Below are 23,947 nucleotides of genomic sequence, written 5' to 3'. Positions count from 1 at the left end.
CGGGGTTGGCGGGGTACGCAAGTCGATCACCCTACCGGCCTGCCCGGCCCGAAGGGCGTCCCGCGCGCGTGTCCTGCCCCGTCCGCGCCGCCGGGACGTCCGGGGGCCCGGCGGGCGGGACGAGCGGGAGACCGGACGGCGCGCCGCGCTCGACGAGGGCCATGATCGCGGCGGTGTCGAGATGCTCGTCGACGAGGTCCGCGACGGTGTCGAGGGCGGCCTCGCGGAGCGCGGCGAACGAGACGTCCGGCGCGGGCGTGAAGGCGCGTCCGGCGCGGGCGGCGACGTCCGCGAGGAACGCGCGCCGGAACCCGTCGCTCTCCAGCGCTCCGTGCCAGGTCGTGCCGTACGTGGCGCCCACGCGGCAGCCGTCGAGGAACGGCTCGCCGCCTTCGGGCTCGACGATGCCGTGGTGGATCTCGTACGCCTGGACGGGCTGCCCGTACGCCGTGCCGGACGGCCGTCCGAGCGTCTTGTCCGCGCCGAAACGCACGCGCGTCGGGAGGAGCCCGAGGCCCTCGACCGTCCCCGCGCCCGACTCGACCTCGTCCTCGATCGTGCGGGCGAGCATCTGGTGCCCGCCGCAGATGCCGAGGATCGGCCTGCCCTCGTGCGCGCGCGCGACGATCGCGTCCGCGAGACCGCGTTCGCGCAGCCACGCCAGGTCGGCGACCGTCGCACGCGAGCCGGGCAGGATCACCAGGTCGGCGTCCGCGAGCTCGCCCGGCGTCGTCGCGTACCGGACGACCACGCCGGGTTCGCAGGTCAGGGCGTCCACGTCGGTGAAGTTCGAGATGCGCGGGACCCGGACGACCGCCACCCGCAGCGTCTCCCGCCCGACCGGCGGCGCGGCCTGCGCGCGCGGACCGTCCAGGGCGAGCGAGTCCTCGGCGTCCAGGTTCAGCTCCGGCTGCCAGGGCAGCACGCCCAGCGTCGGACGGCCCGTCAGCGCCTCCAGCTGCGCGAGCCCGGGCGCGAGCAGCTCCGGCGCGCCCCGGAACTTGTTGATCACGAATCCGGCGACCAGCGCCTGGTCGGCGGGCTCCAGCAGCGCCAGCGTGCCGAACAGGGACGCGAACACCCCGCCCCGGTCGATGTCCCCGACCACGATCACCGGCAGGTCCGCGGCGCGCGCGAGCCCCATGTTCGCCAGGTCGCCGCGCCGCAGGTTGATCTCCGCCGGGCTCCCCGCCCCCTCGCACACCACCACGTCGTGCGCCGCGCGCAGCTCGGCCAGGCTGTCGAGGACGACCTCCCGCAGCCGCTCCCTGTGCGCGCCGTACTCCAGCGCGTCCACCTCCGCGACCGGCCGTCCGAGCAGCACGATCTGGCTCCGCCGGTCGCTCCCCGGCTTCAGCAGCACCGGGTTCATCAGCGCGGACGGCTCGACCCCCGCCGCGAGCGCCTGCGTGTACTGCGCCCGCCCGATCTCCGCGCCGTCCGCCGTCACCATCGAGTTCAGCGACATGTTCTGCGCCTTGAACGGCGCCACGCGCACGCCCTGGCGCGCCAGCCACCGGCACAGCCCCGCCGTCAGGACGCTCTTCCCCGCGTCCGACGTCGTCCCCGCCACCAGCAGCGCCCCACCGGCCCTCATCCGCACCTCTTCTCTTCGCGCGCGCACGCGAGGGCCAAAGGACGGCTGCCCTTTCCCTCGCGCGCGCAGGCGAGGGCCGCGCACAGAACGGCCGCCGCCGCGGTCACGCGCGCGGACAGCCGCACCGCCCGCCGGATGTCGGCGACCTCCGGCGAACGCCCGTCGCCCAGCTCGGGCCGCGTCTCGACCTGCCCGCCGTAGGCGTTGGCGCCGCCGAGCCGGACGTCGAGCGCGCCCGCGAACGCGGCCTCGCACCGTCCGGCGTTCGGGCTCGGGTGGGACGCGCCGTCCCGGCGCAGCACCCGCCACGCCTCGGACCGCCGTCCGCGCGGCGCGCACGCCACCGCGACCACCCCGGTCAGCCGCGCCGGAACCCAGTTCACGACGTCGTCCAGCCGCGCCGAGGCCCATCCGAACCGCTCGTAGCGCGGGCTGCGGTACCCGACCATCGCGTCCAGGGTGTTCGCGGCGCGGTACGCCAGCAGCCCCGGGACCCCTCCGACCGCGCCCCACACCAGCGGCGCGATGGACGCGTCGGAGGTGTTCTCCGCCACCGACTCGACCGTCGCCCGCGCCAGCTCGTCCGCGCCGAGCCCGGCCGGATCACGCGCGCACAGGTGCCCGAGCCGTCCCCGCGCCGCCTCAAGATCTTGATCTTCGAGGAAGCCGCTCATGACGCGCCCCTCACGTCCCAAGGACGTCCCGCCGAGCACCGCCCACGTCGCGAGCGCCGTCACCCCCGCGCGCACGAGCGGCCGCCCCCGGACGGCCCGCTCCACGGCAATGCCCCCGGCGAGTGTGCCTCCCACCAGCACAGCCGTGTACGCGACCCCGCGCGCACGAGAGTCGGCGTACACCTTCTTCTCCAGCGCGGACGCCACCCGTCCGAACGCCGCGACCGGATGCCCACGCCTGGGATCGCCCACCAGCGCGTCCAGCGCCACCCCGGCGAGCAGCCCGGCGGCCCTAGGCGAGACGCGCATCGAGCTCGTCCCAGTTGATCTCCAGCCAGTCCTGAGCCCGCCGGATGCGCGCTCCCGCGCCCCCGCGCCACAGCCGCGCCCAGGCGCCCCCGCCCTCGGCGCGCCTCTTCATCGCCCGATACGACCGCTCGAACCGCACCAGTGCCGCGTGCAGCACCTCACGCCGCTCCCCTGCCGACAGCCCGTACGCGTCCACGAAGATCCGCATCCGCCGTCCGGCGTCCACGTCGTACAGAAGATCGTCACGATCGGCCGGGTCAGCGAGGGGAGCCCAGTGCCGCAGCGCCGTCACCACGTCGTACATCCGCGTCGTCGGCCGCGCGAGATCGAAGTCGATCAACGCCACCGGCGCCCCACCCCGGAACACCACGTTCTCGGGCGTCACATCGCAGTGCCCGATCAACTCCGGCGGCCCATCGAGATTCGACGCCGCCGTGTCCCAGGGATCACCCGGCCGCGTCCCGTAGGAGACGGCCGCGTCGTGATACCGCCGCAGGAGCCGCCCGACACCGGCCAGCGCCTCGTCCCCCACAGCCCACCTGGGCAGCGGCGAATGCGGACACTGCCCGTCCATCCAGCTCAGAATCTCCCGCCCGCGCTCGTCCACGCCGAGCACCCGCGGCGCCCCGTCGAACCCGGCCGCCTCCAGATGCCGCAGCAGCCCGTGCACCGCCGGACTGTGCGCCCCCATCACCCGCCGCACCGTCTCCCCGGCACGCACCACGCCCTCGGTGACGTCCCCGCCCGCGAGCGGCACCTCGATCTCCATCACCACAAGCCAGAACGATATGACCTGTTCGCACGTCCCGAAGCCGCCCACCGCCCAAACCCCCCAAGGTGACCACGCCCCCTGGTCAAACAGTGCGAACACCCCCCGCCTCGCTCTAGACTCCTCTCTCACAAGCGCCCATAGCTCAGCCGGATAGAGCAGCAGACTTCTAATCTGCCGGTCGGGGGTTCGAATCCCTCTGGGCGCGCCACCTCTGACCTGCAAAAACACCATCGCGGCAGCGATCAAATCCCGCCCACTGTGCCCCGTTTTGCCGCCGTGGTCGCTCCGTGGTCGCTCGGCGGACATCCAACGCCCCGACCACACCCGCCGTGACCCGCGCCACCCCACTCGACCCGCCACGTCGCACCACGCCCGTAGGGCCATCTGACGGACCCGGCGGGAACACACGAACCCGCCCCCGCGCGTTCAGTCGGGCAAGCGCACGTCGGCCCCGCCGGGACGGCATGTCCGGGCGGGGCCGACGGGTTAGACGGGCGGTCGCGTCACGCCGTACACGCCAACGCGCCGAACAGGACATCAAATCTGAACGGACCGGTGCATTTACGCAGTGATGAAACCGATAGAGAAGACCCCGCCCATTACGCCCGAATCGGCGGAATGAGCGAGGTTCTCCGAAGATGTTCCTCTACCCTGATCCCGGGGGACCAGCCTGATAACCCCAGGCTGGTCCCTCCCTACGAGGCCAAGGGGATGCCGAGTCCTGCGGGGGCCTCCAGGGACTGGTGGCGGTCGAGGTCGACCCAGACGGTGTGGCCGAGGGCGGGGCTGCCGTGGATGCCCAGTGCGATCGCGAGATGCGACACCGCATACAGACCGCGTCCGCTCTCCAGGGTGTCGTCCGGCTGCTGGACGGTGGGGACGCCCCGGCCTCCGACATCGGTGACCCCGACATAGACCGGGTCACCGTAGGCCAGCTCGACGCCGAACCAGCCGCCCTCGTCGACCGAGCAGGTGTGGCGCAGGGTGTTGGCGGTCAGCTCCGACACGACGAACTCCACCACGTCCGCGCAGATCTCCCCAGCGAACAACGCGCGGGCGAAGTGCCGCGCGGCCGAAGCCTGCGACGCCTTGCCGGAGAAGGTACGCCGCCACCGCATCTCACCGGTCCCGTACAGCCATTCGGCTGCCGTACTGTACCTCCACTTGCGCTTCTCCATGAACATTTTCTCCCTTGTCGGGGCCGCCTGTGGCCGCGTTTGTGCCGTTGCCGTTCGGGCCGCCGGGGTGGCGATTACCGCAAATCTCCGCCGCCGAGGTCAAGGCACGTTGATCTCCACCGCTTCCGGCGCGTTCCGGCGCGCTCAACAGCCGCCCTTCTTGTGGATTTCTGGGCGAAGCGGGACTCTTGCTCACGGCGCGTCGTGGCGCACATTCCGCAGCAGCTTGGTGACGTCGGCGATCTGGTCGGCCGGAAAGTGCAGGCTCGCCCAGGGCTCCATGCCATCCGGACGGATCGGCGCCGAGGCCATCCACCGCCGGTTCTCCGCCAATCTCCGGGTGAAGGCCCGCAACCGGACCATGTCGTCGATCGGCAGCTTCACCCACGCGAGCCCCTCGTAGTAGTCGCCGTACAAGGAACGGTGCTCCACCGGGGTGCAGGTACCTCCAGCACGGACCGCCTGGCCCGCGTCCTGACAACACATGAGCGTGGCGTAGCCCGCCGCCCACAGCGCCTTGACCAGCGGCACCATCAACTCGTCCACCTCTATCGTCTCGCCGGCTGGGGTGGTCACGGCGCGGGTCGGATGGACCTGCACGGGCTGGGAGGAATCGTGGTCGGCCATGCCTGGCGCTCCTCATCAAGGTTGGGGTTGGAGCCTCCGGGCGGGACGCATCAGGGATGTCGTCCCGCCCGGAGACGTATCGGCGGGGCATCGGGCGCAGGACTTCGCCGCCACGCTGGGTCCTGTCGGCCCTCGGCACGGGCTCCTGCAACCGGGCTCGGTCGGGGGAATCCCGGGAGGTCACCCGCTGGAGCGCTGCCCGATGCCCCCGTCTGGAGATGGGAACTCAGGCGGATCGCCGTCTGCCGCGGCGGCGTCCGGCGCCAAGATGCGGACCAACGTGTGCCGCCCCGCGAACTAGGCCACCGTCCAACGTCCCGCCTCGGCAGCCGAAGCGGGGAGAGATGGAAGTGCGAGGGAGTGCGGAGGACATGAGGCTCGCTCGTTCATCAGCTGGGTCCCCGGTTCGTCGAGCTGTGCGAGTTGGAGAGCTGTAGCTTCTGTGACCTGGCGTGTGTCGTACGACACGGCCAGTGACCTAACTATGACGCTCTCAAGTAGAGCTAGTCCAGAAAAACTTGAGACTCGTAAAATTCGCATGGCCATACCCCTTCAAACCCACCCAGGAGCAGACCGTGGCGCAGACCAAACCGACCGCGCGGCAGCGTGTGGTCGCCCGTGTCCTGAGCAAGCTCCGCGCCGAGTGCAGCCTCAGTCAGGCGGACGTCGCCCGGGAGATGGGGTGGTCGAAGTCGAAGCAGGAGAAGATCGAGGCAGGCAACATCAACATCCGCCTGGCGGATGTGCGCGCTCTCTTGGCCTTGTACGGCGTCACGGACAAGGAACGGGTGGAGTACCTGGCCGACCTGACACGCCGAGCACGTCAGCCCGGCTGGTGGCACGTGCATCGCGCCGTCGTCCCGTCCTGGGCTGAGGTGTACTTCAACCTGGAGGAGGAGGCGTCTTCCCTTCGGACCTTCCAGCAGGAGCTGGTCTACGGACTACTCCAGACTCCGGAGTACATCCGAGCCCTGGTGACGGCCTCGATCCCCCGCCTGGAGGACGATGAGATCGAGCGCATCATCAACGTCCGCGTCGAACGCCAGCGACGCCTGGAGACCTCGAGTCACCCGCTCACGCTGTGGGTGATCATGAGTGAGGCGGTGCTGCGGCGACAGCTTCACGACCGGGCAGCTTGGACGGCTCAGCTGAAGCACATCCTGGAGAAGGCCGAACTGCCGACCGTCACCATGCAGGTGCTTCCGTTCAGCGCCGGACCACACGCCTCGATGGGAGCTTCCTTCGACATCCTGGGCTTTCCCGAGTCCGCCGACCTGGATGTGCTCTACCTTGAGGCGCGGCAGGCCAGCTCCTATCAGGAAGAGACGGGCGTCGTCGCCGAATATAGTGAAGTGTTCGACTATCTGCGCGGCCAAGCACTCGACCCACGCAAGTCGCTCGACTTCGTCGCGCATCTACACCGGGAAGCGTGATGATGCACCGAACCTCTCAACGGCGCCTGACCGGAGGCGACCTGCCGACCGCACGATGGCGCAAGTCAAGCCGCAGCGACCAGTCTGGTGGCGCCTGCGTTGAGGTTGCCCAGGTGGATCACTCCCACGTCACGCGTGACTCCAAAGACCCAATCGGTCCTGTGCTCGCATTCACCGGGTTTGAGTGGGGGGCGTTCCTTGCCGAGGTCAAGGCCGGAACCCATGACTTGAGCTGACGGGAACAAGCACCATGCCGGAACCTCAATGGACCGCGCGCTGACCGCCGATCTCCTACGAGCGGCGCATGAGTTCGCGGCCGTACGGAGGGACGGCCCGCGGCTACCTGATCGGACCGGGCCGGGTTGTGTTTGTGGATGAGGCCGCGAGGCGAGGGCCGTCGTAGCCGTACCGGAAGCCGGACAGGCATGCTCCTGGCTGCGGTCACGCTGGTGAAGCAGAAGCACAGCGCAGCCGTTGACCGCCGGCCGATGGGCTAACCCTCGATGTCGAACTTCTCGTGAGGTGTCGCCCGTTCCCACGCCATCTCGACGGCGGCGACGATCGGAGGGATCTCCCGAGGGTCGGTGACGTAGGTGTAGCCGGGTACGTGGTCGCCTTCGCCGTCGTTGTGGTTGAAGGCGATGAGGCGGTGGTCGAACATCCACAGGTCTGCGTGCGGCAGCAGCAGGCCGAGTGCGTCGGGCCGCCACAGCCAGCGGACGTCCTCGCCCGCGGCGAGGTTCTCGCCGGTCGTCGCGTGCAGCCACCGTGTGTACTTCGACGCTGGGCGAGACACGATGCGCACGCGCCGTACGGTGACGCCTCTCCCGACTGCGTCGCCGATCACGCGGTCCCATCGGCCGCCGTCGTCCGACAGGGCGGCCGGGGCGCCGTCCACCCACGCCTGGAACCCCTCGTCGGGGCCGTAGAAGTCGCGCATCTCCAGGTGGATCGCCGTCCGGCGGGCCCCGGCGAGCATCGTCTCGAAGTCCGGTGCGCCGTGCCCGCGTCTTCCCTCCTCGTAGCCGGTGAGCGCGTCGAGGATGACTTGGCGCATCCGGGCCGGCAGCCACACCACAGCCTCATCGGATGCGAGTACGGCGTGTTCCCCGAGCATCTCCAGCACCGCCGGGTCGGTCACCACGCGGCCCTGGAACAGGAAGTCGCCGGTGAGCGGGTCAACGAACACAGCCGGGCAGTGTTCGCGGCCGGAGTCCTTGTCCCCGCCGACGAAATCGAGACGGACGAAACGGGGGCTGGTCATGGTGCGCTCCCTTGCTGGGTCGGCTGCGGGGTGGGCGCGGATGATTCCACGGTGACCCTCACTCATCAGCGCGAGCGGCGTCAAGGGCGTCCCGCGCCGCGCGGATCAGATCGCGCGCGCGATCCCCGTAGACGGCGATGCTCTCCAGCCGAGCCCACATCTCCAGGTACAGCCGCAGTTCGCCGGGGCTGGTGATGTTCACTTCTCCGGAGGTCAGCTCGACCGCGACGAGGCTCTCGTCGTCCATCGTGAACGACTCGCCGGTGATGACTCCGCGCCGGTCGGTGTCGCGGGGGATGACGCCGAAGAAGACCGTCGGCCTACGGGTCACCTCTAGAAGGTGGGTCAACTGCTCCCGGTGGGTTTCCAGCGGACCCGGCCGGTACCAGAGAACGTCCTCCTCCACGATGAACAGCCACCGGGCGTCCGGACGTTTCAGGCACTCCTGACGGGCCAGCCGTGCGGCGACCGCCTCGGCGACGTCGTCGATCTCGACATGCTGGTCGCTCCGGACGCTCTCCAGCAGGAAGGTGATCATGTCCTCGGTCTGGAGCAGGCCCGGGATGACCCGGGTCTGGTAGATCCGCTGCACCTTCACGTCCCAGTAGATCCGGCGCAGCCGCTCCTGTCGCGCCTTCAGCCCGCCCCGGTTGAGCTCCATGTGCGTCGCCCAGGCGCCGGCTGCGTTCGACGCCTCGGCCAGCAGCTCTGCCGTACGCGGCTCCGACGCCCCGCAGATCCGGCACCACAGCCGAACATGGTCGGCCGTGATGGTCCGCTGGCCGCCCTCCACCTTCGACACCGTGGACGCGTCGGCCCACCCGGCAGCGGCGGCGAACGCCCGGCCGGTGATCCGCGCGGCCCGGCGCATGTCGCGGAGCTGGTCGGCGAGACGCTGACGGGCGGCCTGCGCCGACGACGAAGGTGAACGTGAGGACGGCATCACCGCACATGGTGACGTAAGGCTGGACGATGCCGGTGATCTGTTGGCGAGGATTGGCACCTGACACCGCCGGAGGTACCAACCTCTGCCAACTTCTTTCCGGTACGAGCGGCCAAGGGGTCAAGGTCGTAGGACACAGCCCTCAAAGCAGCCTTCGACCGTCACCCGGAAGGACAACGCCCCGTGGCCGCCTTCGACACCCCAAGAACCGGAGATCGCGCGGCCGAATCGCTCCCCAGCGACCCGAATTTCGCCGACCTCGTCGCCTTCACCGAAGCCATCGAAGCCGCTATGAAGACCAGGGCCGCCGACAAGCCGCGCCTGGTGACCTCCGGCCCGTGGCCGCGCAAGGAACCCGGGTTCCGCAGTGAGCACGAAGTCCGGGTGTGGCGGGCCGACAAAGGAGGCCCGCGGGTGCGGGTGACGATCTCCCGTGCACACGGCGGTGGACGGTGGTGGTCCACCATCCCGGCCGTGCCCGCATGGCAGGAGCCACAGTCACTGGTCCGCCGATGCAAGGTCGGGGACGACCTGGCCGATTTCATCGAAGCACTGCTTGCCGAGTGCGCCCCTCTGGGGCGGATCTGATGCCTGACCGCATGGTGGACGTGTTCGGCCCACCGTCTTGCGTCCTGCCAGTCGAGCAGGTCCCGCCGACCTCGGCCGAGGCGCTCCACCGGCTCCGGACCGACTGCCCGTCATGGGGGTTCCTGCCGACCCCGGGCCGATGGTGGCGCGCCCCGCACCACAGTGAAGTGATCTCCCGCCAGGACCCGGCCGCGTTGCGGGCTCAGGCGGAGGCGAGGGCGGGCACCCGGAGGCCGCTGTGAGAGCGCGGGCGCGCGGACCGCCCGATACCCCAGCGATCGCAGGGACCACCCGACACCCGATATGGAAGGCGATCACGATGATCACGATTGACGGCACCAGCGCTGACAGCGACCTTCTCGTGGCCGTGGAGACCCTCTCTGTGGTCCACGACCGGTTCGACTCCGCGTTCTCCGACTCCACCGGCACCTCTGCCGGTGATGACGGCGACAACAAGGACCACAACTTCCCCGGCCGGGGCTGACCCCGCTTCAAGCGTCACCCCTCAGATCCGGGAGGGCGGTCCCGATCCCCCGCACGGGACCGTCCTCCCCTCCCTCCGATCAACACGGATCATCCAAGGAGCAGGTGATGGAACACCTCATCGTGACGGCGATGGAAAACGCACTCGGCTGGACCGGGCCGGGAAAAGTCGGCACCGACTTCGCGCGGGGAAGCTTCGACCCCGGCCTGTCCGCGCGCCTGCTCACACCGACGAAGTTGCTCGACATCGCAACGCGCCGCAGCCTGACCACCCCGCAACTGCGCTGCTTCCGAGAGGGCCGGGAACTCCACCCGGTTCTGTACTCAGCCGATGAGGTCGGACGCCGGGGCCAGAGCATCCGGATGGTGGACACCGTCAAACTCGACGGCCTCCTGCGCGAAGGCTGCACCCTGGTGCTGGACGAGGTGGACGTGTTCGACCCGGCGCTGGAGGTGTTCTGCCGGGCCCTTCAGTGGTGGTCGCACGAGATCGTACAGATCAACGCGTACCTGACCACCCAGGAAGCGGCCGGGTTCGACATGCATTGGGACGACCACGATGTGATCATCTTCCAGGTGGCGGGTGAGAAGAGTTGGGAGGTGCGCGCCCGGTCGCGTACAGCCCCGATGTACCGGGACGCCGTCGCCACGCTCGAACCGAGCGAGGACGTCGTGTGGCGAGGAACGCTCACGGCTGGGGACGTGATGCATATCCCTCGGGGCTTCTGGCACCAGGCCACACGGGCCGAGCGCGGCGAAGGCTTCAGCCTGCACGCCACCGTCGGATTCGTGAAGCGAACCGGGGTGACGTGGCTGGATTGGCTGGCCGATCAGGGCCGGGCCGAAGAACGGTTCCGAACGGACCTGGACAGGTGGGCTGCTCCGGAGGTGTGGGCCGCCCAGCAGGCCGAACTGGTCGCGGCTGTGGCGAAGCTGGCCGCCGACCGCACCCCCGCCGAATCACTGCACGCGCGGGAGACCCAGAGGCGACCCGCCCGGCAGACCCCCGCCGCCGACCTGTTCATGCGACCGCGCGAGGCAGTGTGCGTCACCCAGTTCGAGCCGCACATCGACCGGCACGGCAGCACCGCTGACGGCACCATCGACGTCCTCGCCGCCGGTAAGAAGCTCACCTTCAAGTCGCGCGCTGCCGGCCCGCTTGGCCAGCTGCTGAGCGGCGCGCCGGTCGAGCTCGCCGACGCCGACACGCTCGCTGTTGCCACCGCGCTGATGAAGGAGGGGATATGCGCGCCGATGACCGAGGAGTTGTCCTTGGGCTACACCGGTCTCGTCACCACCGGGACACGCTAGAAGCCGCCTTGGACCTCGGCGTCCGCCGTCTCGACACCGCCTACAACTACCTGCGGTTCGCCTCCCACCGGGCGCTGGCCGAAGTGGCCGGTGACCTGCTCGGTGAGTTCGAGATCTCCACCAAAGTCGGGTTCTTCCCCGACGGTCACAGCCTCGACCCGCTCCGACTGCGGAAGGCGATCGAGCAGAGCGCCACCGAGCTCGGCCGGCCACCGAACCTGGTGTTCCTGCACAACCCCGAACGGTCCCTGAACGGCCTGCCGAAGCCCCACGGCCGGGACGCTCTGGCAGCCGCCGTCACCACACTCACCGACACCGTCAGAACGGGGCTGTCCAACGCGTGGGGCATCTCCTCATGGAACGCCGAGGTGCTCATGCCGTATCTGGCCGAAGTGCCAGCGCCGGATGTGCTGATGACCAGGTGCGGGCTCACTTGCGCCCCGGCGGCGCTGGACGCCGCTGGGCACCTCGCCGAACTCCTCAATGTCCCTGCCGCTGGCCGGTGGGGAATGGCCCCGTTCGGCGGAACCCCTGCCGCCGTCCCATGGCCCGCGCCCGGCGCCTTCGTCCGCGGGCAGGTAGCGACGACACCGCTTCAGGCCGCGTTCGCCGTCGCCTACCATCTGCCCGACCTGGCGGCGATCGCTGTCGGCGCCGACCAGCGCGACCACCTCGCCGAACTGATCGCTGCGACCAGGCTCGACATCGACCCCGCGCGGGTGGCCGCGTACCGGGCCTTGCTCACGCAACGGAAGGCTACGGTGACCTCGTGAGCCTCCAAGCGCCCCTGTTCAACCTGTCGAAGGCGCCGCACGACGACGTGCTCGACATCATCGAAGCCCGACTGTGTCTCATCCTCGACCGAGCCGCCGGGCACTACAGCGCCCTCAACGGAACCGCCGGGTTCCCAACCGGCGTAGGCACCTGGGTCCGACTGGCCTGGCACCCCCCGGCCGAGGTGAACGCCGAGGCGCTCACCGGGCTCGAGGCCGCACTGGACCTGGACCAGATACCGCGCCCCCTCTGGCGATCCGCCGCGACCTGGTACGACACCGACCGGGAGGTGGTGTGGCGGGCCGATGAGATGACGCGGGTCACCGACCCCGCAGTGTCGGGCACCGGATCACTCACCACCGACCCCGGCCTGCCAGACACCTGGTGGGCGGACCTGCAGGCCGCATCCAAGTCACTGGCCGCGTACAAGACTCAGCGGATCTGCATGACCCAAGAGCACCTGTCCCGGCGGATCACCGAGGTATACGGCGACGAGCTCGACACCACGATCACCGACTGGGCGACCGTCCACGGCGACCTGGGATGGGCGAACGTGTGCGGACCGACACTGACTCTCATCGACTGGGAGTCATGGGGCAGGGCGCCCGCCGCCCTCGACCCCGCGACGCTGTGGGTCGCCTCCCTTCAGGTGCCGCCCCTGGCTGCCAAGGTGCTGGAGGTGTTCGACGAGGTGCTGTCCACCCGGACCGGACGGCTGGTGCGGCTCATGCAGTGCGCCAACGTCGCCAGAGCCTTCAACCGGACCGGCCAGAAGGGGCCGCTCACCGACGTCATGGCCACCACCGCGCCCGAACTGCTTGCCGACCTGACCTGACCTGACCTGACCAGCGTCCCTCACATGGTGCCCGCTGAAGATACAAACAAGTGGTAACTGCAAGGACGCCGAGGCATATGTATCGAGGTTCAAGTACTCGATCCTGGAGACCGGCATCCGCAAACGCCGCGGCGTTCACCTTGTACACCGGCGAGGATTACCAGCCCCGCGAGCGGTACGCCACCGACTACTGAGGCCCCGCCATCAGCCGGGCCTTCAGCAAAGAGCTCCTCCCCCTGAACTTGCCGCGCCCCACTCCGGTAACAGCCGTATCTCGCGCTCGAGCGTGAGGCCATGTTCTGCCCATCGTTCGTGCGCCATCAGCTGCCCGCCGCTCTGGTCCACTTCCATGTGTCCCGGACGGTTTCAGCCAGCGGACGTGCTCGGAAGCCTGCCTTGCGCGTGGTTGGCGTCCATGCCCCACGCGGTCGGCAACATCCGCCAAAGCGGAAGCCCCGTACACTCGACCATCCCACGAGGCTTCAGCCATTGCTCGTCCACCCGCACGAACTCGGCGCGGTTTAGCACGGGTCACCCGTCATGCCTGGCCCGCCACTAGTACCTCAGCAAACTCCCACTGAGATTCCCCCGTAGCACGGCCACTAGGGGTGGAGCGGGTGGGAGATCCCTCTTCCACACGCGGATCCCAACCGAGCTTGTCGGCGAACGTCTCCGCCGTGCACCGGGTACCTCCTGGTCCAGGAAGTAGTGCGCTTCCCTGGCAAAGAACCACGTTGAAAGTGAACGCCAGGTCCCCCCTCCCAGCATTCTCGGCCTGCCTGGCTTAGCCGATGGTGAGGCTCACTTTGTCTGCATCGGTTTCGGTCTCACCGCGGTTCAGGTGAGACGACGACACGGGTTTGCCCTTCATGACGTTTTCCTGGGGATCGGCGTCGTTCATTGCCGAGGTCGGAACTCCGAAGATCTTGTCGAAGGCCCAGTTGTAGGCCAGCGTGTAGAAGGGGACGTAGACGATGAACACGATGTCGAGCAGGAAGGCATGAACCAAGCTGATGCCCAGCCACCAGGCGATGAGGGGGACGAGGAAGCAGACCAGGGTGACCTGGAACACCACGGCGTGCAGGATCCGACGCCACACCGTCCGCGTGCGGTCCCTCTGCCGCGATTCCCACGCCTCGAAGAGGTAGTTGTAGCCCATGTTCCATGAGGTGCACACGACGCTGACCATGATCGCCAAGGGCCCGGTGGATGAGAGCGAGTTGCCCGTCAGCAGCGTCATCACCGAGGTGCCCAACAGCAGCCCGAGAACCTCGTAGGCTCCGACGTAGACCAGTTTTCGTTTCACGCCCTGCATGTATTTACCTTCCGATTCGGCCGTGTGCGCACAACCACGATAGTTCAGGTAAATTGGCGTAAAAAGTTAGATCCTTTCAAGAAAACTGACAGGTATACGGGATGGCGCTCTCCAGCCACGACATCACGCTGTTCCTGGCCGTGGTCGACCACGGCTCCTTCTCCGCCGCGGCCCGCGCACTGCGTCGGGTGCCGTCCGCGGTCAGCATGGGCATCGCCGACCTTGAGGCCGAACTTGGATACCCCTTGTTCGACCGGTCCCACCGGGAAGCGACACCCACCGCCCGGGCGATGGCGCTGGTGCCCCAGGCCCGCACCATCGCCAGCAGCCTGCGGCTGCTCCAGGTCCACGCCATGGAGCTGTCGCAGGACCTGGAGAGCACCCTCACCCTCGCCGTGGCCACCGGGATCCGGGACCAGGATTTGTTGGAGACGGTGACTCGGATCGGTGCCCGCTACCCCCTGCTGCGCGTCAACCTGCTCCACGCCCCGCAGGACCAGGTCAGCACGATGCTGCACCAGGAGCGCATCGACCTGGCACTCATGCCCGCCCCCGCGCAGGCGGACCGGGAGGAGGTCCGCATCACCGTCGGCGAGGAGACCTTCGTCGCCGTGGCCTCCGCCACCGTCGACACCTTCGGCCTGCCCGCCGACCTGCGACGGCTCGAAGACCTGAGCGCCAGCCGTCAGATCCTGGTGGCCGGGCCCGACGAGTCCGTCGCGGACCGCCGGCTCATCGTCTCCGGCGACCGCTGGCACGTGGACTCCGTGGACGCCGCACTCGACCTGGTGCAAGGCGGAGCCGGATGGGCGAACCTGCCCACGAGCTCGATCCGAGCAGCAGTCGCCGCCGGCAGACTACGGTTGTTGAGCTTCGAGAACACACGAAACGGCGTGCCCCTGCCCGTGCACCTGGTGTGGTTGCGCAGAAAGCCGCTCCGCAAAGCCGCGGGAGAAGTCGTTGAACTGATGCGGCCCGGTCACCGTTGACACCGGGTATCCGCCAGCACTACGAGTACCGGGACGACGGCCAGACCGGGCAGTCCACGAACGAGATCTCACCCAGGTCCGTGGTGTCCCGGCATCCCCCCATCGGCGGATGGCGGCCCACGCTGGGGCACCACGGTCGCTCGATGGTCGCTCGATGGTTTTGGTAGGGCGTGGTGCCGGGCGGCACGCGACACGGGGCAAGGACGGACAAAATGGCACGTTGCGGCACGGCCATGAACCCATCGTGACGGGTGGTGGGGCTTCTAATCTGCCGGTCGGGGGTTCGAATCCCTCTGGGAGCGCCACCCACTGACCTGCGAAAACCCCACCGCAGCAGTGATCAAATCCCGCCCACTTCGCCCGGCTTGCCTCCGTGGCCGCTCCGTGGACATCCAACGCCCCGACCGCACCCGCTGTGACCCGCGCCACCTCACGTAACCCGCCGCCGCAGCCGAAGGCCGCGCACGCGCCCGCCTCGGCGACTACGGCAAGGCCGCGCAAGCGCTGGCCGAAGCCCAACGGATCTTCGCGAAGACCAAAGCCTCCGCTTCGGCGAACCTGGCGTTCGGCTCACCAAGGAGCGCCTCTACCTGTACCTCAGCGGTGCTCACGCCCATATGCCCGACATGCAGCAAGCCCGAGACGTCCGCCGCGTCATCGCCCCGGCCCTCGCCCGCCCCGGGAACTGCTTAGGTTGGATGAGGTACTTGGTGCCGAATCCACCGCTCCTGATGGCCAAAGCGAAAGGCTCCATGGCTGAATCGTTGGCCGGCGTCCCCAGCCTCGCCGAGCGCGCTCAGCAGATCCTGCACGCCGTATGCCAAACCGTCGGGCTGGACCATGGTGGCGCTGAACTCCTACGGCTGCGGAGCAACGCCGTCTACAAGCTCAAAGAGCCGATCATCGTTCGGATCGCCACCGCGCCCACCGCCGCCGAGCGGCTGCCCGCCGTCCTGGCCGTCACGCGCTGGCTCGACCAACACGGTTTCCCCACCGTCCGACCAGCTGACCACATCACCGACCAGCCCGTGATGTGCGCCGGAGTCGCGGTCACGTTCTGGGACTACGTGCCGTGCAGCGACGTCCCCTCCACTACCAGCGAACTCGGCCGCCTCCTGCGCGACCTGCACACCCTCCCCGCCCCACCGATCGCACTCCGCCGCCTGGACGATCCGCTGGCCAGCGTCCGCACCGGCCTCCAGCAGCATCCCGACAGCCTCCCCCTCAGCGAACGCGATTGGCTGAGCCACCACATCACCGACCTCACCGGGCAGTGGAAGCAACTGCCGTTCATCGGATCTCCCGCCCTCGTGCACGGCGACGCCTGGATCGACAATCTGTTCCGCCACCGCGACGGCCACGTCGTCCTGGGCGACTGGGACAGCGTTGCCCTCGGCCCCCGCGAATGGGACCTGATCCACAGCTACCACGGCCAGGCCCGCTTCGGCCTCAGCCAGCACGACGTGGACGCCTTCGCCTCCGCCTACGGTTACGACCTGCGCGCATGGTCCGGTTACGAGACGCTCCAGCGCATCCGCGACCTCTACGCCGTCGGCATCCACATCCGCAACGCCCACGGCGACCCCTTCTCCCACCAAGAACTCCGGCGCCGGATGCGCTCCCTCATCGAAGGCACCGCCGACCGCTGGTACATGAAACCCACCTGACCGCGTAGCAGAACCCAGCCCGGCCCTTCCCCTTCAGCGCCAGTCGCCTGACGTCTCCTTGATCATCGGATCCGCCGTTCACTAGACGCTCCCGAGGGTGTCCAGCTGCGGATCACGCTCGCCCTGAGGGGCCGATGGCGAGTCGCAGGCGGTGGACCGGGCGGTCCAGGAGACGTCGCCCTCGATGGTGTCGCCGCCGACGTTGGGGCCGCCGAGGGCACCGCCGATGGTGACGCTGAAGACGCGGTGGGCGTACACGGGTTTGAGACGGCGCCGTCCTGGAGGGATACCTTGGTCGTACCGGATGAGCCGCCGACCGAGCAGGTGATCGTGGGCTCACCTGCAGAAGTATTTGGCATCTGTTGTTCCGGACCGGCTGATCGGCGATGCCTGAGCGTCACTCCAACAGGTGACCATCGCTCCTGGCCGCACCGTTCGCCCGCCTGAGCCTGGGGGTAAGGGGGGAGAACCATGATGTTCATTGATCGAATTGACGCGGGCCGACGTTTGGCGGCCCGGCTTCGCTATCCGAGAGGCCGGGACCTGGTGGTCGTGGGTTTTCCGCGAGGAGGCGTTCCCGTCGCCGCGGGGGTGGCCCGCGCGTTGGACGCGCCGTTGGATGTCGTCGTGGTCCGGAAGCTGGGGGTGCCGTTCCAGCCGGAGCTGGGCATGGGGGCGATCGGTCAGGACGGCGTACGGATCATCGACGAGGAGATCGTCCGTCTCTCGGATGTGTCAGCCGATGAACTGGCCGCGGTCGAGGCGCGTGAACGCGCCGAGCGCCTTTTCATCGCCGAACGGCGACCCCATGGGGGATGAGGAGGTCGAGATACAGGCCGGGCCGGTGCGGCTGGCCGGCCGCCTGACCGTGCCCGAAGCCCCGTGCGGGTTCGTCATGTTCGCCCACGGCAGCGGCAGCAGCCGCCACAGTCCGCGCAACCGCTTCGTGGCCACCGTGCTGAACCAGGCCGGGCTCGGAACCTTGTTGTTCGACCTGCTGACGAAGCAGGAAGAGGCCGACCGGGCCAACGTGTTCGACATCGAGCTGCTCGCCCGCCGCCTGGTCGACACCACCGTCTGGTTGCGCGACCGCCCGGAGATGAGGGGACTGCGCGTCGGCTACTTCGGCGCCAGCACCGGGGCCGCGGCGGCGCTGTGGGCTGCCGCTGAACCCGATGCGGGCGTCGCCGCCGTCGTTTCCCGTGGCGGCCGGCCCGACCTCGCAACCGCGCGGCTGCCCCGCGTGACAGCGCCCACGCTGCTCATCATCGGTGGACGGGACGAGGTCGTTCTCGAGCTCAACCAACAGGCCCAGTCCCTGTTGCGCTGCGAGAACCGACTCGCCGTCGTTCCTGACGCGACGCACTTGTTCGAAGAATCCGGAGCCCTCGAAACGGTCGCGGGACTCGCGCGAGAGTGGTTCATCGATCATCTCGCGCCGATACCGCACCCCTAGAAGGGGCATGAACCCGCCTCCCCACAGAGACGGGGAGGAGACGACCCCGGAGCGACTCGCGCGACGAGATCATGCAATGTGCCGGACGCAAGGCCGATGACCACGGCGCAGGCTCCGACAAGCGGTGTCACTCACCCGGAGTACGCAGTGATCACACCATCACGATCAAGGTCGACTCGGGTCCCGAAGGGATGGCTGATTCGATCGAGGAGCGCCAGAATCCACCGGGAATCGGCGCCGGAGGCGTGCTCCAAACGTATCTTCCGGGCCTGCAAGGGCACGATGCTCAGGTCGGCGAGCACGCCTGTTCCCAACTCCACCGAGACGAAGTACATCAGGCGCAGGTCGTCCCGGAACTCCTCAAAGCCCCTGATGCCCTCGTAGTCGTCGACGAAGTCGCCGCAGCCGTACAGGATGGCTTTGCCCCGATAGATCTCGATCGGGCGCGGGTGATGTGAGGAATGCCCGTGCACGACGTCCACGCCTGCGTCGATCAGCCGGTGCGCGAAGCGCTCTTGGCCCGGAGCGACGCCATATCCCCAGTTGGAGCCCCAGTGGACGGAGGCGATCACGATGTCACCCGGGCGTTTGGCCTCCTGGACCCGGTCGGCGATTTCGGCGGCGCCCGCTTCTGACGGGCCGAGCAGGAAATCCACCCCAGCGCAGTCCGGAGCCGCGGCCCAGTCCGTGGGGATGCCGCTCGAGGCCATCCCGAACGAATAGACCAAGACGCGCCCCGACCCGTCGACGGGGCATGGCACGGGCCGCCGCGCCGCGGCGACGTCCCGGCCCGCCCCCACCGCTCGCAATCCCGCTCCGGTGAGGGCGGCCAGCGTCTCCTCCAGACCCGGGCGGCCGAAGTCGAGGACATGGTTGTTGGCCACGGCGCAAACGTCTGGCCGAAGTACGGCCAGGCACGAAATGTTCTCGGGATTCATCCGGTAGTGCACAGCCTTGCCCGGCGCGAAGGCATCGCTTCTCGTGATGCTCGTTTCAAGGTTGATCATTCGGATGTCCGGCTCGAAATCGTCGAGTATCGGCAGCGCCTCCCCCCAGGGCCAGGAGAAACCGACCGGCTGAGGAATCGGGCCGTTCACGGCCTCGGCGAGTTCGACGTAGGTTCGGGCATCGCGCACGCATGCCTCTCGCAGCGTGGGATCTCCTGGGTACGGGAGGATCTGGTCGACGCCGCGGCCGAGCATCACATCACCGCAGAAGAACACCGTCACCTGACGATTCGCCATACTTCAACTATGCACCCCCTGCAACGTCGTGTGGTGCTCTGGGCAGCATCGCGGCCACGGAAGGTCCGGATGGGGAACCCCACCCAACGCCACCATCGACCAATTGGGGCGTGACCTGTAAACGGTGCCGAGAACGCCTGGCGCCTGACCCCGGTCACCAGCCCGTGGTCACCTGGCCAACCCGGCACGACTATCCACCTATTGTGATCCGGTGGGTTTCGCCGATGAGGCACCATGTGGGCCATGTGTGGGCGGTGGTGATCGCCCCACCGACACGAACCCCCATCAGCGGGTGGCAGCCCATGCCGGGGCGCCACGGTCGCTCGGTGGTTTCGGTAGGGCGTGGTGCAGGGTGGCACGAGGTGGCACACGAAACGGGGCAAGGATGGACAGCGTGGCACCTTGCGACACGACCATGATCCCTTCGTGATGGGCGGCGGGGGCTTCTAATCTGCCGGTCAGGGGTTCGAATCCCTCTGGGCGCGCCACCTCTGACCTGCGAAAATCCCACTGCGGCCAAGATCAACTCCCGCCCACCTTGCCCCGTGGTCGCTCGGCAGCCGTCCAACCCGCACCACGACGCATTTGTGGCCCGCGCCACCCCACATGTCCCGCCGCGCCATCCGCGCCCGTGGGACCGTCCAGCGGGCCGGAAACCATGCATACCGTGCGTTCGGCCCCCGTGAGCGGATGCTGGCCCCGCCGGGACGGCGCGCCCGGACAGGACGGCGTGGCCAGCGGGTTGATCGTGGTCGGGTCATGTCGTGCGGATCAGGCGCTGCTCGTGCTTGGCACCGTCGGCTGAGCCATGGATTTCTGATCCCCTGTCGCGTTCCGGGCGGGCGGTTTACGGTGACGGTATGGATGGTCGGGCCTTGTTGGCGGGTCGCTATCGGGCAGGTAGGCGTCTGGGTGGCGGTGCGATGGGTGAGGTTTGGCAGGGGTTCGACCAGACCCTGGGCCGCCGAATCGCGGTCAAACTGATCCACACCGACCTACGCGACAACACTGGGGTCGCTGGTCAGGCGCTGCGCCGATTCCGGCGGGAAGCCGCGGCCGCGGCCAGGTTGAACCACCGCAACATCACCACGGTCTACGATTTCGGCGAGCACACCTATACCGATCGCCACGGCAGGGTTCACCTCGTCCCGTTCCTGGTCCTGGAATTCCTAGAAGGCCACGACCTGGGCCTGCTGCTGCAGCAGTCCCCCGCGGGCCTGCCGCTCGACAAGGTCCTGGACTGGGGCATCCAAACGTGCGCTGGACTGGCGGCGGCGCACCGCGCCGGCATCGTGCACCGCGACATCAAACCCGCCAACCTGATGCTCCTCACCGACGGCACCATCAAGGTCTGCGACTTCGGGATCGCCAGCCTCCCCGACGTCACCTTAGGGCTGACCAGCCACGGCGCACCTATGGGCACACCCGGCTACATGCCCCCTGAACAGGAACAAGGCAGGCCGGTCGACCACAGGGCCGACCTGCATGCGCTCGGCGTGACCCTCCACCGTCTGCTGACCGGCCTGGGCCGAAACGGGGCTACCTCCGGCGTTTACCGGACCAGGATCAGCGGAGACCTCGATGACCTCATCGGCGCTCTGGTCGCCGAGCAACCGGAAGAACGACCCGCGTCTGCGGACGAGGTCGCCTACCGTCTCCGTGCGATCTTGGGACCTGGCTCCGCCAGATCGCACATTTCTGAGCCCCTCCCGCCCCCACCCGACCCGGATCAACCTGCTGAGAACTCGATGTTCGACACCAGGAGGGAGGCAGTGGCACAGTCCGGTCCGGAGCCGCAACTGCCATGGCCGGTGCCACAGCAGTTGCCGCCGCCCAGTTCTGTGTTCGTCGGCCGCCAGGACGCCCTGACCGCCCTGACCTCACTACTGCCCGGTGACGGGGCATGCGAGGCGGTGGTCATCTCAGCGATCGCCGGCGGCGCCGGGATCGGCAAGACCACCCTTGCCGTGCACTGGGCGCACCAGATCGCCGACCGCTTCCCCGACGGGGTCCTGTTCGTCAACCTGCGGGGCTACGACCCCGCCGAACCTCTCAGCCCACTGCAGGCCCTAGACGGCTTCCTTCGCGCTCTCGACGTGCCCGCCACCAAGATCCCAGACGAATTGCAGGCCCGGTCCGCGCTGTTCCGTTCGCTGTTGGCCCACCGCAGGCTCCTGGTGGTGCTGGACAACGCAGCCGACGCCGGACAAGTCCGCCCGCTCCTGCCCGCCACACCCGGTTGCCTTGCACTGATCACCAGCCGCAGCCACCTCGCCGGACTGGCCACCCGCGAAGGAGCCCACCGCGTGCCCCTGGACCTACTTTCACCCGACCAGGCCCTACAACTGCTGCGCCGCACCATCGGCACCGACCGCGTCGACGCCGAACCCGACCAGGCCCACGAACTCGCACGACGATGCGGCTACCTCCCACTCGCCCTGCGCATCGCCGCCGACCGGGCGGAAAACCACCCTCACCTACGCCTGGCCGACCTGGTCGCCGAACTCACCGACGAACACCACCGCCTGGACGCCCTGGCTACCGGCGACGACCCCACCACCGCCGTCCGAACGGTCTTCTCCTGGTCCTACCGCCGAATCCCAGAACCCACTGCCCAGACCTTCAGACTCCTCGGACTGCACACCGGCCCAGACATCTCACTTCCAGCCGCCGCCGCCCTCCTCGACCTAACCATCCCCCAAGCCCGGGCGGCCTTGGACACCCTCACCGGACAGCACCTGCTCCAGCACAACGGGCGCGACCGCTACCGCTTCCACGACCTACTCAGCGTGTACGCTGCCGAACGCGCCGCCCAGGACCAACCCCCACGCTCACGCGATCAAGCGATCGAGCGGCTGTTCACCTGGTACCTCCACACCGCCGACACCGCTCGCAGCATCGTCCTCCCTCAAGGGCGACAATTTCCCCGCAGCAAAGCGAGCACCAACGAGCCGCCAGCGGTGAGTTTCACCAGTTACAGCCAGGCGTTGGCATGGTTCAAGGAGGAGAGGACCAACCTGGTGAGCGCCGTCCGGCAGACCGCTGAGCTCGGCTACAATTCCGCCGCTTGGAGACTTGCGTTCGCACTCGGCCCGTTTCTCTTCGTTGGGTGGTATCCAGACGATATGGGGGCGGTCCTGGATATCGGCCTCGCTGCGGCCCAGCGCCAGGGCGACAAGATCGGACAGGCGCTCCTGCTGAACGTCTACAGCGATTGGCTCTGGGATCTGGGCCGCTACCGGGAGAGCCTCGAGTCCGCAGAGAAGGTATTGCCCCTAGCCCAACAGGGCGGCGATCAGTTGAGCGAGGGCAACTGTCACGTCGCTATCGGACGAGCTCATATCAAACTCGGTGAGTTTGGCATGGCGTTGGGGCACTTGCAACAAGCATTGTCGGTCTTCCAGAACATCGCCGAGCGCCGTGGAGAAGGGATCGCCCTGGCCAACCTCAGCGCGGCCCATCTGGGCCTCGAGCAGATCAACGACGCCATCGTCTGCAGCCAGAAGGCAGCAGCAATCCTTGAAGAGACACGGAATCCTGGAAGTCAGGCGTTTGCGCTACGTCAACTCGGCGAGGCGTACAACAGACAACGGCGGTACTGTGAGGCCATCCGCCACTTCGAGAAAGCGATCAACCTCCTACGCACGATCGAATCCCAGCGACAGATCGGGGTCTACCTCACCGAGCTGGGAAGGGTCCACCTCGCCGCCGGACAGCCCGATCAGGGGCGGCAACGTCTGCAAGAGGCGCTCACCATTCTCACCCCGCTCGAGCACTCCGACGTGGCCGAGATCCGCAGCCTGCTATCTACCAGGGAATCTGGGACCGGGACAGCGAAGTCGTAGCACTCCAGGCGCTCTCGACGATGAGACCGAGGTCCGGGCAGGTCCTGTGGCCCGGCGGGCGCCGCCATCGTCCTCAGTCGGCGTGACCGCGTGCCGTCGAGGTTGGAGATCTCGGCTGATCGAGCCAGTCTCGCGGCAACGGCAAGCTAGGCGCTGACCGTGATCCAGCATGGATCGCCGATCGGTACGGCGAGGGCACGTGCAAATGTTTGTTATCGCCTCGCCGACACTAGCCCAATCGGCGAGCAGCGGCCCGTGCCGGACACCACGGTCACTCGATGGTCGCTCGGTGGTTTCGGTAGGGCGTGACTACGTGTGGCACGGGGCGACACGCGAGACAGGGGAAGGGCGGACAGGATGGCACGTCGCGACAGGGCCGCACCGTCATGCGCTGGTCTTGGACCTCGTTGCTCTTCGGTGGCTGGGCCACCCTCTTGCCGGGTTCGGTCCCGCCCCGGAGGCGTGACCGCGACTGTTCGGACTGAACATCGGACTCCTACTACAGCAAACGGGAGTCCAGAGATTGCCCTTCTTCGTGAATGGAAGAATGAGCCTTTTTCAGTGAGTTTGGGCTTCGCGGGTTTGTAGGACGTGGATGGCCTTGGCGAGGTGGCCGGCTCGGTGTGGGCAGCAGCGGAGCTTG

General features: G+C 68.3%; 22 protein-coding genes, 1 tRNA gene and 1 pseudogene. 13 read left to right on the top strand and 11 right to left on the bottom strand.

Translation table 11 applies throughout. The annotated features are described in order from the left end of the window. Window positions 1–31 precede the first annotated feature (31 nt). Genes AB0L06_RS28250 through AB0L06_RS28240 form a run of 3 tightly spaced genes read right to left on the bottom strand, consistent with a single transcriptional unit; the run spans window position 32 to window position 3,349 of the window. Entirely contained in the window at window positions 32–1,597 is a 1,566-nt protein-coding gene (locus AB0L06_RS28250) for a cobyric acid synthase (RefSeq protein WP_500234137.1), read from the bottom strand. Continuing rightward, window positions 1,594–2,580, bottom strand: coding sequence for a cobalamin biosynthesis protein (locus AB0L06_RS28245; protein WP_500234136.1), 987 nt, complete (start codon window positions 2,578–2,580; stop codon window positions 1,594–1,596). The genes AB0L06_RS28250 and AB0L06_RS28245 overlap by 4 nt, the downstream gene beginning before the upstream one ends. Beyond that, entirely contained in the window at window positions 2,564–3,349 is a 786-nt protein-coding gene (locus AB0L06_RS28240) for a phosphotransferase enzyme family protein (protein ID WP_500234357.1), read from the bottom strand. Before AB0L06_RS28240 ends, AB0L06_RS28245 begins: the two co-directional genes overlap by 17 nt. A gap of 134 nt (window positions 3,350–3,483) precedes the next feature. Here AB0L06_RS28240 and AB0L06_RS28235 point away from each other — a divergent pair. Then, window positions 3,484–3,560 (top strand) — tRNA-Arg (locus tag AB0L06_RS28235). Between the two features lie 487 nt (window positions 3,561–4,047). On the opposite strand, the gene AB0L06_RS28230 is transcribed toward AB0L06_RS28235, so the two are convergent. Both AB0L06_RS28230 and AB0L06_RS28225 read right to left on the bottom strand, forming a co-directional pair. Next, window positions 4,048–4,530: an ATP-binding protein gene (locus AB0L06_RS28230; protein WP_500234135.1), complete on the bottom strand. Its 483-nt coding sequence runs from the start codon at window positions 4,528–4,530 to the stop codon at window positions 4,048–4,050. A 192-nt stretch (window positions 4,531–4,722) separates the two neighbouring features. Continuing rightward, window positions 4,723–5,157 (bottom strand): hypothetical protein, encoded by a 435-nt coding sequence (locus tag AB0L06_RS28225; RefSeq protein ID WP_500234134.1) that lies wholly within the window; start codon window positions 5,155–5,157, stop codon window positions 4,723–4,725. A 575-nt stretch (window positions 5,158–5,732) separates the two neighbouring features. Between AB0L06_RS28225 and AB0L06_RS28220 the strand changes: the two genes are divergently transcribed. Continuing rightward, entirely contained in the window at window positions 5,733–6,590 is an 858-nt protein-coding gene (locus tag AB0L06_RS28220; RefSeq protein WP_500234133.1) for a helix-turn-helix domain-containing protein, read from the top strand. Further along, window positions 6,590–6,826, top strand: a complete 237-nt coding sequence (locus tag AB0L06_RS28215) for a DUF397 domain-containing protein (protein ID WP_500234356.1) — start codon at window positions 6,590–6,592, stop codon at window positions 6,824–6,826. Before AB0L06_RS28220 ends, AB0L06_RS28215 begins: the two co-directional genes overlap by 1 nt. Window positions 6,827–7,083: 257 nt before the next feature. Here the strand turns inward: AB0L06_RS28215 and AB0L06_RS28210 are convergent, their stop codons facing one another. Continuing rightward, window positions 7,084–7,854, bottom strand: a complete 771-nt coding sequence (locus AB0L06_RS28210; RefSeq protein WP_500234132.1) for a DUF6879 family protein — start codon at window positions 7,852–7,854, stop codon at window positions 7,084–7,086. Between the two features lie 58 nt (window positions 7,855–7,912). Beyond that, window positions 7,913–8,797 (bottom strand): DUF5753 domain-containing protein, encoded by an 885-nt coding sequence (locus AB0L06_RS28205; RefSeq protein WP_500234131.1) that lies wholly within the window; start codon window positions 8,795–8,797, stop codon window positions 7,913–7,915. Between the two features lie 183 nt (window positions 8,798–8,980). On the opposite strand from AB0L06_RS28205, the gene AB0L06_RS28200 reads away from it, so the two are divergent. The 5 genes from AB0L06_RS28200 (at window position 8,981) to AB0L06_RS28180 (ending at window position 12,788) form a co-directional block, all read left to right on the top strand. After that, entirely contained in the window at window positions 8,981–9,385 is a 405-nt protein-coding gene (locus AB0L06_RS28200) for a hypothetical protein (RefSeq protein WP_500234130.1), read from the top strand. Window positions 9,386–9,704: 319 nt separating this feature from the next. Next, window positions 9,705–9,869: a hypothetical protein gene (locus tag AB0L06_RS28195; protein ID WP_500234129.1), complete on the top strand. Its 165-nt coding sequence runs from the start codon at window positions 9,705–9,707 to the stop codon at window positions 9,867–9,869. Window positions 9,870–9,976: 107 nt separating this feature from the next. Beyond that, entirely contained in the window at window positions 9,977–11,179 is a 1,203-nt protein-coding gene (locus AB0L06_RS28190; RefSeq protein WP_500234128.1) for a JmjC domain-containing protein, read from the top strand. Window positions 11,180–11,187: 8 nt separating this feature from the next. Continuing rightward, window positions 11,188–11,952, top strand: coding sequence for an aldo/keto reductase (locus AB0L06_RS28185; protein ID WP_500234127.1), 765 nt, complete (start codon window positions 11,188–11,190; stop codon window positions 11,950–11,952). Further along, window positions 11,949–12,788 (top strand): aminoglycoside phosphotransferase, encoded by an 840-nt coding sequence (locus AB0L06_RS28180; protein WP_500234126.1) that lies wholly within the window; start codon window positions 11,949–11,951, stop codon window positions 12,786–12,788. The genes AB0L06_RS28185 and AB0L06_RS28180 overlap by 4 nt, the downstream gene beginning before the upstream one ends. Window positions 12,789–13,572: 784 nt before the next feature. On the opposite strand, the gene AB0L06_RS28175 is transcribed toward AB0L06_RS28180, so the two are convergent. After that, entirely contained in the window at window positions 13,573–14,103 is a 531-nt protein-coding gene (locus tag AB0L06_RS28175; RefSeq protein ID WP_500234125.1) for a PACE efflux transporter, read from the bottom strand. A gap of 101 nt (window positions 14,104–14,204) precedes the next feature. Here AB0L06_RS28175 and AB0L06_RS28170 point away from each other — a divergent pair, with 101 nt between their 5' ends. Continuing rightward, the gene (locus tag AB0L06_RS28170; protein ID WP_500234124.1) at window positions 14,205–15,092 is read left to right on the top strand and encodes a LysR family transcriptional regulator; all 888 of its coding nucleotides are present in this window, start codon (window positions 14,205–14,207) and stop codon (window positions 15,090–15,092) included. Between the two features lie 752 nt (window positions 15,093–15,844). Beyond that, complete coding sequence (locus AB0L06_RS28165; RefSeq protein WP_500234123.1) at window positions 15,845–16,759, top strand: aminoglycoside phosphotransferase family protein; 915 nt, start codon at window positions 15,845–15,847, stop codon at window positions 16,757–16,759. An 81-nt stretch (window positions 16,760–16,840) separates the two neighbouring features. On the opposite strand, the gene AB0L06_RS28160 is transcribed toward AB0L06_RS28165, so the two are convergent. After that, window positions 16,841–17,017, bottom strand: coding sequence for a hypothetical protein (locus tag AB0L06_RS28160; RefSeq protein WP_500234122.1), 177 nt, complete (start codon window positions 17,015–17,017; stop codon window positions 16,841–16,843). A gap of 213 nt (window positions 17,018–17,230) precedes the next feature. Between AB0L06_RS28160 and AB0L06_RS28155 the strand changes: the two genes are divergently transcribed. Beyond that, the gene (locus AB0L06_RS28155; protein ID WP_500234121.1) at window positions 17,231–17,578 is read left to right on the top strand and encodes a phosphoribosyltransferase family protein; all 348 of its coding nucleotides are present in this window, start codon (window positions 17,231–17,233) and stop codon (window positions 17,576–17,578) included. Beyond that, complete coding sequence (locus AB0L06_RS28150; protein ID WP_500234120.1) at window positions 17,568–18,215, top strand: dienelactone hydrolase family protein; 648 nt, start codon at window positions 17,568–17,570, stop codon at window positions 18,213–18,215. The genes AB0L06_RS28155 and AB0L06_RS28150 overlap by 11 nt, the downstream gene beginning before the upstream one ends. A 131-nt stretch (window positions 18,216–18,346) precedes the next feature. Here AB0L06_RS28150 and AB0L06_RS28145 read toward each other — a convergent pair whose 3' ends face one another. Beyond that, complete coding sequence (locus AB0L06_RS28145; RefSeq protein ID WP_500234119.1) at window positions 18,347–19,459, bottom strand: CapA family protein; 1,113 nt, start codon at window positions 19,457–19,459, stop codon at window positions 18,347–18,349. 860 nt (window positions 19,460–20,319) lie between these two features. On the opposite strand from AB0L06_RS28145, the gene AB0L06_RS28140 reads away from it, so the two are divergent. Beyond that, window positions 20,320–23,304, top strand: coding sequence for a protein kinase domain-containing protein (locus tag AB0L06_RS28140; protein WP_500234118.1), 2,985 nt, complete (start codon window positions 20,320–20,322; stop codon window positions 23,302–23,304). Window positions 23,305–23,862: 558 nt separating this feature from the next. Here the strand turns inward: AB0L06_RS28140 and AB0L06_RS28135 are convergent. Beyond that, window positions 23,863–23,947 (bottom strand): annotated as a pseudogene (locus AB0L06_RS28135) (IS5/IS1182 family transposase); the annotation flags it as partial.

This window comes from Spirillospora sp. NPDC052269 (assembly GCF_040679435.1).
GTDB lineage: Bacteria > Actinomycetota > Actinomycetes > Streptosporangiales > Streptosporangiaceae > Spirillospora.
Note: the sequence above shows the minus strand (reverse complement) of the source record. Positions and strands in the feature narration are given on the sequence as shown.